We start from the raw sequence: 14190 nt of genomic DNA, 5'->3' as shown, positions 1-14190 counted from the left end.
AGTAGGTAGCTCGTCGGGCTCATAACCCGAAGGTCATCGGTTCGAGTCCGGTTCCCGCTACTAGATTTTAAGGAGAATTACGAAAGTAGTTCTCCTTTTTTATTTAATTAAAAATTATTCAGCACAAAATTTTATAAATACTGATTTTAGCTTTAAATTTGAGAACGATAAATGGGACTAAATTTCAATTTAATCTCAAGGATTTTAGCTTTAAATCGAAAATATTTAAAAATCAACTTAATCATATTCAAATTCAGAACTTATGGAAAATTCACAACAGACTAAAACAGAAAAAATTGAAGCGTTCATGAAAACGTGGTTCACCCGTTTTGATCAGCTTGATGAGAACAGTTATTTTACACAGTATCTTTCTGAAGATGTAAAAATGAAATTCCCCGGAAACGACGAATTCACGGGTCACGAAGGATTCAACAACTGGTTCACAGAATCAAAAAATAATATGCTGGGAAATACCACACACCATGTTTCAGATATTAAGGTTACAGAAACGTCAGAAGACGAGTTTGATATTGCTTTCAATGTAAGATACATAGCTCCTATGAAGCAGGCAAACATCGATATGGATGTAAAAGAAGACTGGAAAATGAAATGGGATAATGAAAAAGATCAGCCTGTAATCACTGAATATATCGTGAGCTAATCAGCTTGGCAAGCCTCAAATATTATAAAATGAGAATCAGTTTTGGTTCTCATTTTTTTGTTTTAAAACAGAGAGGCATAAAAATTTTAGAAAAATTTTTAATGTGACATAAACAGTTCGTCTGGTTAAACATTTATGTTCTGTAAATATAGTTTTATTCCATTTTTTTCAAAATCACAAATTATTTATTTTTGTTAAAACTAGATTTCAATATGAAAGAAACTGAAAAGCATAACGAAAAGATAGCCAAGCTGATCTTTGCATCTGTTTATCCACATTACGTTACAAAAGTTGAGTCTAAGGGCAGAACAAAAGAAGAACTGCATCAGGTGATCGAATGGCTGACAGGATTTAACGGGACAAAACTGCAGGAAATGATTGATGAGAAAGTGACTTTTGAAACTTTCTTTGATAAAGCAACTTTAAACCCGGATGCGGAATTAATCACCGGAACTATCTGTGGCTACAAAATTGAAGAAATTGAAAATCCGCTGACAAAAAAAGCGAGATATCTTGATAAATTAATCGACGAACTTGCCAAAGGGAAAAAGATGGAGAAAATTCTCAGACAGTAATCAGTCTAAATATTAAGACAAAAAAAATCCGCTTTCAGAAAAAGCGGATTCGTTTTGATTCAGTTTAGTTTACTAGAGAGTTAAAAGGTTTCAATTTTAGATCATCTGCTTTCAGATTTTCGAAATATCTTGTTTTCTCAACACCTTTCATATTTGCAGTTGCACCTGCAGCAGAAGTGAAATCTTTATCGATGGTTGTAGCAATTTCTGTAGGTTTCAGATCCATTTTTACATCTTCATCATCAACTCCCAAAAATCCGTTTTTCTTTGTAAGATATGAAACAAAATTGTCATACTTTGTTAATGTACTTCTAAAGTATTGTGTGTGATAATTCAGGCATTTTGTTGCAACTTTCTTCTTTTTATTGACGATGCAGCTTGCAAGATTTCCTTTGTATAAATCAAATTCCTGAGAAACTTCGTTGTATTCTTTTCTTAATGCTTCTGTTCCGTTGGTAAGAATGGTCTGGTCGCCCTCTTTTTCGCTTGTTTTCTTTAAATATTCAATTACAACAGGCACTGTAGATTCAATCTTGGATTTTGCCTCAGTAATCGATCCAAATACCGATGACTGCGCAAATGTGAAAGATGATGTACACATTAAAATTACAGCCAGTAGAGTATATCTTTTCATATGTAGATTTTTATAAATTTTTTGAGACCACTAAAATAAATATTTTTTCTTATTTTTTCTCATTTCCTCATCATTTTATTTAATAAATTTTAACAGGTTTTAAGAATTTGTGATGAGTTGATTATTATAAATGAATATTTATCAGTTTGCCTGATTATTAATTTGTGTTAAATGTCAAAATTATTCTATTGAAAATCAATTATTTAAATAAATTTCAATCCTTATCACTATAAAAATAGTTGTATGCGGCGATTTTATTTCTACATTTGTATAACTAATTTATTAGTGATACTAAACTGATCATATACAATGAAAATACAGAACCTTACCAAAGCAGAAGAGCAGATTATGCAATATCTCTGGAAACTCGAAAAGGGCTTCCTGAAAGATATACTCGAACTTTTCCCCGAGCCCAAGCCTCATACGAATACCGTTTCCACTATCTTAAAGGTATTGAAAGACAAAGATTTTGTTGATTATAAAGTGATTGGCAGACAGCATGAATATTTTGCTTTGATTTCAAAAGACCAGTATTCCGGAAAGACAATGAAGAGTCTGGTAAAAAATTACTTTAAAGGTTCCTACAAAAGTGCCGTTTCGTTCCTTGTAGAAGAAAGCGAAATGAGCGTGGAAGACCTTGAAATGCTCCTTAACGAACTGAAAAACAAAAGCTGATATGGAAAATCTCTTCATCTATATTCTGAAACTTTTTACATGTTCCGGTGTAATGTTTCTTTACTATCAGTTGTCTTTAAAAGACAAGACCTTTCATCATTACAACAGGTTTTACCTTTTGGCTACAATGCTGGTTTCTATATTTTTACCACTATTAAAAGTTGAGGATTTTACCATTGAAGTGAGCGACCGGATTTACCTTCTTTTTGAGCAGGTGCAGAGTTTTAAAAACCAAAAAAACATTAATAATGACCACATTTATTTTAGAATTATTTTTTCGGCTCTGGGATTGGTTTCTCTCCTTTTTATAGCTAAAATTCTTACAGGAATTTATAAAATTGAGAAATTAAAAAGCAGTTTCAGAAAAGAACAGATCAAAGGCATCAACTTTTATCAGACGAACCTTACAGACGCGCCTTTTTCCTATTTCAGAAACCTTTTCTGGAAAGATTCCATCACCCTGGATTCTGATGTCGGGAGACAGATCCTGAAGCACGAAATGGTGCACATTGAGCAGAAACACAGCATCGACAAGATCTTTGCTGAAGTGATCACAGCAGTTTTCTGGTTCAATCCGTTTTTCTATTTAATTAAAAAAGAAATCAGTCTTATACACGAATATCTTGCCGACAACAAGGCTGTTGAGAAAAAAGACACCAAAGCATTTGCGCAGATGCTTCTGACCAGTCATTTTTCGGGAACGGTACTTCCGGCGGCGAGTCCGTTTCTAAATTCAAACCTTAAAAAAAGATTACAGATGTTACAAAAACCCAATACAAAATTCGGTTACACAAGAAGAATTTTAGCTTTACCCATCGTATTTACCGTTGCTTTTGCTTATTTAGTTAATGCGAAAAATACAGAAATAAAAAAGACCAATATTGAAATTGAAAAAGCAGTTTCAGAAATTAAAAAAGATACTATCGTTCCAAAAGAGAAAATAGTTTTCAACGAAAATATAACTCCGCCAAGATTAAAAAAAGAAGTTCTTGCTGAAAAGAAAATCTCTGAACTAAGCACAAAAATTGAGAATGAATCTAAAAATCTGAAAGCTTTAAAACCGGATTCACAGGAATTCAAAGCAAGTCTACAGGAAATCGAGAAGCTTTCTGGAGAAATAAGTCAGGCAGTTAATTCAAAGGAATTCAGTCTTCATATTCCGGATGTTGATAGTGAAAAACTCATGAAAGTATTTAATTCTGAAGCTTGGAAAAATGAGCTTGAACGTCTTAAAACGATGAACATCGAAATGCCTGATCTTTCAAAAATTGAAATAGATGGCGAAAAACTGAGTTTTCCTGAAGGAACCAATGTGAAAATTTACAGACATAATGGAAATTCTATTGATTTTCCTAAAGGTGCTAAAGTAAAGGTATATAAAAACGAACAAAATATAGATACGAGCTGGATGCCGGGAAGTGAAGTTTTCCTTGACAAAAAAGAAAGCCCTGAAAATGCCAAACGCAGAGCCAAACTCGAAAAAGAAGCTGCAAAACTGAATGCCAAAAGGGCTAAACTGGAAGGCGAACGTGCAAAAATTGAAGCAGAAAGAAGAATGCTGGATGGTAAAAATCCAATGGTGATCAGGTCTGTGAAAAGTATATCCGCGCCTTTTCCTCCGGTAAACGGAAGAATTACAGCAATGAGAGTTCCGAATGTGGGCGTAAATATTTCGAAAGGAAATAGCTTAATTCTTTCTGATAATGAAAATGTGACCTATTTCATCAATGGTAAGGAGGTAACAGAAGCAGACTTTAAAAAGCTGGATTCTAATAAGATTAAAAGCGTAACTGTTAAGAAAAATAACACTGACGGAAAAAGATCTGGCGAAGTACGTATTGAAACGAAATAATTTATTTTTAGAATGAAAAAACTTCTTACTTCGGGTTTTATTCTGACCATTTTATCTGCTCAGGCTCAAACCAACCGGTTTTTCTACGATTATAAATTCATCTCCGATATCAATGACAAAACTGATGTGAAAACTGAAATGATGGTTCTGGATATAGATTCAAAAGGGTCTTCCTATTACAGCCATGCGACTTTTGTGGCAGATTCTACTCAGAGAGCTGACATTGAAAAGCAGATTCAGATGAATTCTGGCAGTATCAATATTAAAAAAACTGAAAATCCGGGACAGATTACATTTAAAGTGACGAAAGATTATCCGGATTTCAAGACTTATCTTTTCCGTAAAATATCCAGCGACCAGTACAAAATTCTGGAAGACAGCAAACCCGAGTGGAAGATAAGCAATGAAAAGCAGAAAATCGGGGAATACAATACCCAAAAAGCAACAACGAGCTTCGGTGGAAGGGAGTGGACAGCCTGGTTTACGACAGAACTTCCGTTTCAGGACGGACCGTATAAATTTTATGGTTTGCCGGGGCTGATTGTGAAGATTGAGGATTCTACAGGAACCCACGCAATGACTTTGGCTGGAAATAAAAAGATCAAGGCGGTCGTGCAGGAAACTGAACTTAACCTTCCATCTGAAATCCGGGTTTTTGGAATGGGTGGCAAGGAGATTGAAATCACAGAAGATCAGTTCAAAAAAGTCTGGAAAGCCTACGTGAACGATCCTACCAAGAATATGCGCGAAATGATGCTGAAAAATACGGACAATAACCGTGTTATTTTTAAAACAAAAACGTCCGATGGTAGAGAAATTTCAGATCCCAATCAGGTTTTCCGGGAAATGGAGAAGAAAGCCAAAGAAGGTTTTAAGAAAAATAACAATCCCATAGAACCAGACTTGCAGAAGTAAATGAGTTGGAGGTTTTGAAAGTTTAAGAGTTTGAGAGTATTAGAGTTTTAATGCGATCTTATCTTCAAAAAAAATTCCGCAGTTTAATTTAAACTGCGGAATTTTTTTTAAATTTTATCTTTATTTCTTTCCGGTAATCCACTGATCCTGAAGTTTTTTCTCAGCAGCTGTAGTATTGGCTTTAAATCCTAAGGATTCAATTGTCATTTTATCGAGAATGGCTTTTCCTTTTAAATCTATTTTTTCAGATTTACCGTCTTTGTTTCTCAACACGGTAAGCGTCACATTCTGTCCGTCTTTTACGCTTTTCGCATAGTTGATGAACTCCTGGATATTCTGAATGTTGATGGTTTTCCCATCCAAGGCAACCACTTCATCGGTGATTTTAAATCCGACAGATTTTGCAAAAGGAGAAAGGGCAGAGCTTTCGTCAAAAATAAATGTATTGTTTTTGTCATTGTATCCGGTTTGATTCGGATCTTTTACGAACCAGAAAATTGGCGGCGTATCCTGTTTTTTCAGTTCCACACCTACCTGACTGAGGTATTTTTCATAAGGTGTTGGTTCGCTTCCTGCAATGTATTTATTGTAGAAATCTCTCACTTGCGGATATCCTGTCACTTCTACAAGCTCGTCAATAAGTTTGTCATCTTTAAACGGTTTGTTTTCACCAAATCTATGAGACAGTTTTCTGATCATATCCCGGTAACCCATTTCGCCGTTGGAAAGTTTTCTCAACTCAATATCAAGACACATGGCGAGCAAAGCTCCTTTTTCATAAACGTTTCTGTACTGATCTTTGTACTCGTCCTTCAGGATGTTTTTGCTCATCACTGTAAACGGCATCGTGTCGTTGTAATTCTTTGAATTGGTAATTTTATCGTTCATTCTTTTCAGAAATTCGTCTCTGGTAATCAGACCTTCCTGAATCTGGAAAAGGTTTGCAAAATACTCCGTTCCTCCTTCATACATCCACAAATGCTGAGACATTTTCGGGTCTGCATAATCGAAATAGTGAATTTCTTCAGAATGCACTTTTAAAGGATTTACTGTATGGAAAAATTCGTGTGAAACAACATCAGTAATCGTCTGGTCAATCGCTTCCTTCGGCATCATTTCAGGTAAAACGACACTCGTGGATTCGTGATGTTCCAAAGCTCCGAAACCTTTGATCTGCGGGCCGTCTGCACCTGCAAGATACAGCATGATTGCATATTTTTTATTGGTATTCATATCACCCAAAAATTTCTTCTGAGCAATCACCATTTTCTCTAAATTTTCTTTAAAATCTGCAGCTTTATACTTTCCTGTCGGAGAATAAACGCCCAAAACCAGTTCCATTCCTCCCGCATTGAATGTAACGTAATCAGGTTTGGTGTACATCAATGGAGAATCTGTAAGCTTAGCATAATTTGCCAGGGTAAAAGTATCTGTATCGTCAGATTTGTCCTGATCTACAAGTGCTGTCGTTCCGTAGAAATCCTTCGGTTTTTTTACAATTAACTGGTAGGGTACATCCTGCATATTTTCGATGTAACCAACGAAACCGTGGGTGTTGACAAGATAAACTTTTCCTTCTTCAATGTCTGTTCCTGATGGTGAAAAAACCGCTTTGTGCTTACTGCTGTCCATTTCATCATCGAAGCTGTCGTTGACAAGGTAGGTAACTTTGGTTAAATTCTGTGCATTCTTTAAAGTATAGGAATTATCATTCACCTTTGTGAACTTCAGTTCTTTTCCTTTGTTGTCGAGGAATTTTATGCCTTCTATAAATCTTCCGTAATCATCTGTAGAATACGTTCCGGGAACGGTTTTAGGAAAATGGAATTTCACGTCGCCTGATTTCATTTTAGGAAATTCGAGGCTTACATTTACTTTATCGTCTTTTACATTGACAAGGTCAATCTGTGTCTTTACAGACTGTGCATTAAATCCTATCGCGGATAAAAGTCCTAGGCTGACTGCAATTTTTTTCATGCTGATTTATTTTGTTTAAATAGTTGCTTTAAAATGCGCTTTGTTACAGAGCGAAATGTTAAATAAAATAAAAAAAACAAAACCAAATGACCGGTTTTGTTTTAAAATTTATCAGATACTATATTTCAGTTAACCTCAATATCAGACATAAAATTAGCCTTAACCTTAACCTAGCCTCAACCTAATTCGTATCTCTGAAATAAATATAATTATTCTTATTAAATTCAACAGAATTCCCATTTTTCAACTTCACAGTCTGCCATTCTTCCGTAGGTTTTATCCATTCATCATTCACTTTCAGAGGAAGTTTAAAATTTTTAACAACTTTGCTGTATTTAAATTTCAGTTCATTTCCTTTTTGAGAATATTCCAGAACAGGAACATCCGTTGTTCTTAAATACTGATTGAAAACTGATGAAAAATCAATTCCCGATTTATCTGAAATGTATTTTTCAATTTGCTCTGTGGTAACTGTCTGGTGGTTAAAATCTTTATTTAAACCTCTCAGAATCTGTCTGAATTTCTCATCATTATCAATCACCTGACGGATCGTGTGAAGCATACTCGCTCCTTTTGGGTACATATCTCCGCTGCCTTCATTTCTGACACCGTATTTCCCAATAATTGGCACATCATTGCTGATCGAACGCTGAACTCCCTGTGCATAGATGTCTGCCGACTTTTTATCCATATATTTTTCCGTGAAAAGCACTTCCGAATACATTGTAAAACCTTCGTGAACCCACATGTCTGCCTGATCTTTCGCAGTAATATTGTTGGCAAACCATTCGTGACCACTTTCGTGAACGATGATATAATCCCAGTTCAAACCAACACCGGTTCCTGAGTAATCACTGCCCAGATAGCCATTCATATACTGGTTTCCGTAGGCAATATTGCTTTGATGTTCCATTCCTAAATAGGGAGAATCTACCAGTTTGTAAGAATCTTCATAAAATGGATAGGGTCCGAACCAATATTCAAAAGCTTCAAGCATAGGCTTTACCTGAGCGAACTGTTTTTTGGCTTTTTCTAAATTATAATCAATCACCCAATAATCCAAATCAAGCTTTCCTTTTTCGCCGTTGTAAGTATCTTTAAAATTCACATATTTTCCAATGTTAGGAATAATGGAATAAGCGTTGATCGGATTTTTAACTTCCCAGGTGTAAGCCGTTTTGTTACCTTCCTCTTTTTTGCTGATCAGTCTTCCGTTTCCGATCCCAACAAGGTCTTTCGGAGTGATAACTTTCATTGTAATTCCCTGATCAGGCTCATCGCTCCAGATATCTTTCGTCGGAAGCCAGACCGAAGCACCAATTCCTTCATCAGCAACGCTCATCCAGGGATTTCCTTTCTCATCTTTTGCGAAAACCCAGCCCCCGTCCCAGGGAGCATTTTTTGCAACCGTCGGTTTTCCGGAATAGGTTACGTCAATGGTGAATTTTTCTCCTTTTTTAAAATTCTTTTTCGCAGAAATAAAGATGAAATCACCGTCCTGTTTAAAACCATCTACAGTGGGAAAACTGCATTCAATTTTCTCGGCTTTCATCGGTTTCTGCAAATCGATCTGAAAAACAGGATTTGAAATATCTTTTGTAATTTGAAAACTGATCTTATTGTTGCCTTTAATACTTTTTGATTCAAAATCCGGCTCAACTGAAAGATCGTACCTTTTTACATCCCAAAAATTTCTGAATTTGGTATCTGAACCTTTAAGCGTATCCTGTTTTGTAAAGGTTTTGCCACGCTCAAAAAACTGCCCGAAAGCCAGTGATGAAGCAAAAAGCAGCGAGAAAGTGATTTTTTTCATAGGTTATGTATGTAATTCAAAAATAAAGAATAAATTTTTGTTTAGTCGTAAAAACATTTGAGATGTAACAATTATCACCAATGTGAAACAAAAAGCAGCTTTAATTTCTTAAAACTGCTTTATATTAAATCTAACTTAGCTTAGTTTTCTTTGTTAAGACCAGCGTTTGCCTTTTGAACTTTTTTATAAGTGTACCCAGATGCAATAATACTGAATTCGTATAATGCAAGCAATGGAAGAGCTGCCATCATCATACTCAGAACATCTGCAGGCGTAATAATTGCGGCAACTACCATAATCAATACGATGGCGTGACGACGGTAAGTCCGCATAAACATTGGTGTTAAAATTCCTATAGAAGTTAAGAAGTAGATTAATATCGGGAATAAAAATACAACACCCATTCCCAAAACAACCTGCAGAAATAAAGTTGTATAATCACTCAAATCGTAAAGCGGAATGATAATGTTTGAAATTTTGAAAATCACTCCAAAGTTAACGGCGAAAGGTAAAATTAAATAGTAACCACAAAGAACCCCAGACAAAAACAGCATCCAAACTGCGTTGATGATGAAGATTGAGTTTTTTCTTTCATTGGGATGTAAAGCCGGGCCAATAAATCTCCAGAGTTCCCAGACAATATAAGGAAATGCAATTACTACTCCTCCAAACATCGAAACTGCAATCATTACATTAAATTGCTGATAGAGCCTCTGTACACGCACAGGAAAGTCTTTTGGCAGATGTATACTGTCTTCACCCAAAACCATTCGGGAAAAATAGTTGGCCGCTCTGAATGTTGGAAAATCATTTCTGGTAGGACCAAAAAAAACATGATCCATCACCCATTCAATGTTATAACCTATTACAAATGCTGCGATAATAATCGCTATGATTGATCGGATGAGATGCCCTCTCAGTTCGCCAATATGTCCCCAAAATGACATGTCTTTACCTTCGCTCACAAATATTTTTTTAAGTTTTTCAAATTTAGGAAAAAAAGCGGGTGTTCAGTGCAGTATAATTTGAAATTCAAGATTTATAATTTAAGATTCAAAATCTCATATTGAATATATGAAATTTGTTTTACCTATCTTAAGTTCAGTCTCAGTCTCAATCTTAGCCTCAACTTAATTAATCCCCTCGTCCAATAATTTATGTAAATCTATAATCCCGAAATATTTTCCCTTCTCGGTAACCACCAGCTGACCGATATTGTTATCTTTCAGAATTTTCATCGCATCTTTTGCCAGCGAATTTCTTTCTACCGTTTTGGGATTTAATGACATGATATCCCTGGCTGAAACCTGAGAAATATTAATTTCATTCATCAACATTCGACGCAGATCGCCATCTGTAATCACACCGATGATGTTTTCCTGGTCTGCTACGACTGTAATTCCATGTCTTGAGCTGCTTATTGAAATAATTACGTCTTTCAGACTGTCGTTTTCAGACACCTGAGGCTTCTGTGAAGAAACAAAGTCATCAACTTTTGAAATCAAATTTTTACCTAAACTTCCACCCGGATGGAATTTGGCAAAATCATTAGCCTTGAAATTATTCAGTTCCATTAAACTCACAGCCAAAGCATCACCTAACGCCATTTGCACCGTGGTAGAACTTGTTGGCGCCAGTTTAATAGGGCAGGCTTCAACATCAACATGCGTGTCTAAGATCATGTCTGAAAATTCAGCAAGTTTACTGTTTTTATTTCCCGTCATTCCTATTAAAGAAGAAGAATAGTCTTTCAGATAAGGAACCAAACTCACAATCTCAGGAGAATTGCCTGAATTTGAGATGCACAAAACAACATCCTGCTTCTGAATCACGCCCAAATCTCCATGTATAGCTTCCGATGCATGCAGAAACTGAGAAGGCGTTCCGGTAGAATTCAGCGTGGCCACCATTTTATTGGCAACATGAGCCGATTTTCCGATACCAACGACAATGAGTTTTCCAGTCGCAGCATGAATTACTTTTACAGCTTTTTCAAAATCTTCATCAATTCTGTCTCTGAGTTTTTCAAGTTCGGAAATTTCTATTTCAAGGGTTTTTTTTGCGTTCGAAATAATGTCGTTTGTATACATTTTTGTCGTATATTACATGTGGAAAATAGATGCTGAATCTATTTATATTTACTATAAATTTTATTTTTATAAATTCGTTCGCTTTTATTTTAAGCAGAATTTTTATAACTTTGGGATAGATGCAAATTTAGCAATACAAAATTAGATGAGCGCAAAAAAAGCCAATATATCGGGCGAATTAAAAAAATACTTTGGGTTTTCTACCTTCAAAGGTCAGCAGGAGCAAATCATAGAAGATTTACTGAACGGCAAGGATGTTTTTGTCCTTATGCCTACGGGTGGAGGTAAATCACTTTGCTATCAGCTTCCTGCCCTTATTTCTGAAGGTACAGCCATTGTTGTTTCACCGCTTATCGCCCTGATGAAAAATCAGGTGGATGCCGTGAACGGACTCTCATCAGATGAAGGAGTTGCCCACGTTTTGAATTCATCACTTAACAAAACTCAGACCAAAAAGGTTTTTGACGATATTAAAGCCGGAAAAACAAAGCTCCTTTATGTGGCGCCGGAATCATTGATTAAAGAAGATTATCTTGACTTTTTCAAGGAAGTGAAAATTTCTTTTGTTGCCATTGATGAAGCGCACTGTATATCAGAATGGGGTCACGATTTCAGACCTGAATACAGAAATTTAAAAACAATAATTGATAAGATTGCTGATGTTCCGGTAATTGCTTTAACGGCCACCGCTACTCCAAAAGTGCAGGATGACATTCAGAAGACTTTGGGAATGACGTCGGCTATCGTTTATAAGGAAAGCTTCAACAGACCCAATCTTTATTACGAAGTACGACCGAAAGTGAATGTTGATAAAGAAATTGTAAAATTCATCAACCAGCACAAAGGAAAATCAGGAATTGTTTACTGTCTTAGCCGGAGAAAAGTGGAAGAATTTGCCCAGCTCCTTCAGGTTAACGGTATCAACGCACTTCCTTATCATGCAGGCCTTGACCAGAAGATAAGAGTTGCCAATCAGGATAAATTTCTGATGGAAGAAGCGGATGTAATCGTTGCCACCATTGCTTTTGGGATGGGGATCGATAAACCGGATGTACGTTTTGTTATTCATTATGACTTCCCAAAATCTCTTGAAAGTTATTATCAGGAAACCGGAAGGGCAGGAAGAGACGGTGGTGAAGGTCACTGCCTGGCATTCTATGATCCGAAAGATATTGAGAAACTTGAGAAATTTTTAGCACAAAAAGCTGTTTCCGAAAGGGAAATCGGTCTGCAGCTGCTGAATGAAGTGGTTGGATATGCAGAAACTTCGATGAGCAGAAGGCAATATATTCTGTATTATTTCGGCGAAAGTTTTGATCCTATAAAAGGAGACGGAGCGAAAATGTGTGACAACGCATCAAACCCTCCGAAACTGAAAGATGCAACAGAAGATTTTAAAAAAGTCATGCATCTGATCAATGATACGGGAGAAAAATTTAAATCTAAGGATTTGATCTCAACGATTGTAGGAAAAGAAAATGCGGTTACAAAATCGTATAAACTTGAGCAGACAACTCATTTTGGATTTGGTAAGGATGAAAAAGAAAATTACTGGAAAACCATTTTAAGACAGGCAACAGTACAGAATTTCCTTCAGAAAGATATTGAAACTTACGGCGTTTTAAAAATTGCAGAGAAAGGAAAAAATATTCTTAAAGGCGAGTTTGACGGTTCATTTATGATTGCTGAAGACCGTGAATTTGATCTTTCTCAAACCAAAGCAGAAAGTGATCAGGTGCAGCAGCAGGCTGGTGGAGGTTTGGATCAAAACCTGTTTGTACTTTTAAAGGAACTCCGGAAAAAAGTTGCTAAGAAACATGGTATTCCGCCTTATACGGTCTTTATGGATCCGAGTCTGGAAGATATGACAGTACAATATCCTGTCACTGTGGAAGAAATTGCTAAAATCTATGGAGTTGGTGAAGGAAAAGCAAAGAAATACGGTAAAGAGTTTGCAGATTTTATTTCAAAATATGTTGAGGACAATAATATAGAACGCACTCAGGATATGGTTTTGAAAAACGTGGCCAACAAATCCAGCCATAAAGTTTTCATTATCCAGAATACTGATAAAAAAATAGATCTTGAAGATATTGCAAGAGCTAAAAATCTTTCAATGAATGATCTTTTGAAAGAGATGGAGCGTATTGTCTATCAGGGAACAAAATTAAATATTGATTACTACATCGAAGAAAATTTCGATGAAGATATGGTGGACGAGTTCATGGAATTTATGAATGAATCTGAAAGTGACAGCATGAAAGTTTTGCTGGACGAATTTGGTGATGAACTTTCTGACGAAGAAGTGAGAATGCTGAGAATTAAATTTATCAGCGATGTTGCCAATTGATTTTTAAATAAAATTAAAATGGAAAATCCCATTATACAATCAAAAACAGACTTAATCCATTGGATAAATAAGCTTGATGATCTCGAGGTAATTGCAGAATTGCTTGAGCTGAAAGAAAAAAGGGCTACTGCAGATACACTTTCAGAATCCCAAACTGAATATTTGGCGAAAGATGATTTCGATGAAAGATTTTCTAGGGGTCTAAATTCGGTGGACTCCCGAGAAAAAACCAGGGAATTTATTTCTAAATTGTCTTGGGGAAAATGATTATTTATTCGCGGGAATTTCATCAGTCGATTGAGGAGCTGATAAGAGTTTTATACGTGAAAGAATATTTTGGTTTTGAACTTGTTTGCCAGTTGTACGCTGAGAAAATTTATGATTTTGTAGACTATAATATTTATAAACCAATCGGCAGGGATACGCCGAAATCACTTCAGAAATTTGGTAAAAAATGCATTAAATACAAAGCCAATCACCGGACTTCCTGGTTTATCTTTTATGATCAGAAAGGTGATCAGTTTTTAATTAATCATATTCTGAACAATCATTCTCATGAATTTCCTGAATTGATGTAATTTAAATATTACGGATTAAAATAATTCTACTTAAGAGAAAACATTTTTAAACCGGAAGGTTTTTCAACCA

General features: G+C 35.7%; 13 protein-coding genes. 8 read left to right on the top strand and 5 right to left on the bottom strand.

Annotated elements, in window-relative coordinates; translation table 11 throughout:
• Positions 1-262 precede the first annotated feature (262 nt).
• Together ASG21_RS13110 and ASG21_RS13105 are read left to right on the top strand one after the other, a co-directional pair.
• A complete protein-coding gene (locus ASG21_RS13110) occupies positions 263-661 on the top strand; it encodes a hypothetical protein (protein ID WP_056080863.1) in 399 nt (132 codons plus the stop codon).
• A 212-nt stretch (positions 662-873) separates the two neighbouring features.
• The gene (locus tag ASG21_RS13105; RefSeq protein WP_056080859.1) at positions 874-1236 is read left to right on the top strand and encodes a DUF2200 domain-containing protein; all 363 of its coding nucleotides are present in this window, start codon (positions 874-876) and stop codon (positions 1234-1236) included.
• A gap of 64 nt (positions 1237-1300) precedes the next feature.
• Here the strand turns inward: ASG21_RS13105 and ASG21_RS13100 are convergent, their stop codons facing one another.
• Positions 1301-1870, bottom strand: a complete 570-nt coding sequence (locus tag ASG21_RS13100; RefSeq protein WP_056080856.1) for a hypothetical protein — start codon at positions 1868-1870, stop codon at positions 1301-1303.
• Positions 1871-2179: 309 nt separating this feature from the next.
• Between ASG21_RS13100 and ASG21_RS13095 the strand changes: the two genes are divergently transcribed.
• Genes ASG21_RS13095 through ASG21_RS13085 form a run of 3 tightly spaced genes read left to right on the top strand, consistent with a single transcriptional unit; the run spans position 2180 to position 5312 of the window.
• Positions 2180-2545: a BlaI/MecI/CopY family transcriptional regulator gene (locus ASG21_RS13095; RefSeq protein WP_056080853.1), complete on the top strand. Its 366-nt coding sequence runs from the start codon at positions 2180-2182 to the stop codon at positions 2543-2545.
• Position 2546: 1 nt separating this feature from the next.
• Positions 2547-4397 (top strand): M56 family metallopeptidase, encoded by a 1851-nt coding sequence (locus ASG21_RS13090; protein ID WP_056080851.1) that lies wholly within the window; start codon positions 2547-2549, stop codon positions 4395-4397.
• A gap of 12 nt (positions 4398-4409) precedes the next feature.
• Positions 4410-5312 carry a GLPGLI family protein gene (locus ASG21_RS13085; protein ID WP_056080848.1) on the top strand — a complete coding sequence of 301 codons (903 nt, stop codon included), beginning with the start codon at positions 4410-4412 and terminating at the stop codon, positions 5310-5312.
• Positions 5313-5432: 120 nt separating this feature from the next.
• Here ASG21_RS13085 and ASG21_RS13080 read toward each other — a convergent pair whose 3' ends face one another.
• The 4 genes from ASG21_RS13080 to ASG21_RS13065 all read right to left on the bottom strand — a co-directional run bounded on the left by ASG21_RS13080 (position 5433) and on the right by ASG21_RS13065 (position 11192).
• The gene (locus ASG21_RS13080; protein ID WP_056080844.1) at positions 5433-7289 is read right to left on the bottom strand and encodes a peptidase M61; all 1857 of its coding nucleotides are present in this window, start codon (positions 7287-7289) and stop codon (positions 5433-5435) included.
• A gap of 181 nt (positions 7290-7470) precedes the next feature.
• Positions 7471-9102: a M1 family metallopeptidase gene (locus tag ASG21_RS13075; RefSeq protein ID WP_056080841.1), complete on the bottom strand. Its 1632-nt coding sequence runs from the start codon at positions 9100-9102 to the stop codon at positions 7471-7473.
• Between the two features lie 140 nt (positions 9103-9242).
• Positions 9243-10067 carry a twin-arginine translocase subunit TatC gene (gene tatC / locus ASG21_RS13070; protein ID WP_185113728.1) on the bottom strand — a complete coding sequence of 275 codons (825 nt, stop codon included), beginning with the start codon at positions 10065-10067 and terminating at the stop codon, positions 9243-9245.
• Positions 10068-10232: 165 nt separating this feature from the next.
• Entirely contained in the window at positions 10233-11192 is a 960-nt protein-coding gene (locus tag ASG21_RS13065) for a KpsF/GutQ family sugar-phosphate isomerase (RefSeq protein WP_056080835.1), read from the bottom strand.
• Between the two features lie 145 nt (positions 11193-11337).
• Between ASG21_RS13065 and recQ the strand changes: the two genes are divergently transcribed.
• From recQ to ASG21_RS13050, 3 genes are read left to right on the top strand one after another with little or no spacing between them, the layout of a single operon-like run.
• Complete coding sequence (gene recQ, locus ASG21_RS13060; RefSeq protein ID WP_056080832.1) at positions 11338-13542, top strand: DNA helicase RecQ; 2205 nt, start codon at positions 11338-11340, stop codon at positions 13540-13542.
• A gap of 18 nt (positions 13543-13560) precedes the next feature.
• Complete coding sequence (locus ASG21_RS13055; RefSeq protein ID WP_056080828.1) at positions 13561-13809, top strand: hypothetical protein; 249 nt, start codon at positions 13561-13563, stop codon at positions 13807-13809.
• A complete protein-coding gene (locus ASG21_RS13050; RefSeq protein WP_056080825.1) occupies positions 13806-14120 on the top strand; it encodes a hypothetical protein in 315 nt (104 codons plus the stop codon). Before ASG21_RS13055 ends, ASG21_RS13050 begins: the two co-directional genes overlap by 4 nt.
• Positions 14121-14190 lie beyond the last annotated feature (70 nt).

The organism is Chryseobacterium sp. Leaf394, from assembly GCF_001424105.1.
Taxonomy (GTDB): Bacteria; Bacteroidota; Bacteroidia; order Flavobacteriales; family Weeksellaceae; genus Chryseobacterium.
This window is presented reverse-complemented; position numbering and strand designations above follow the sequence as displayed.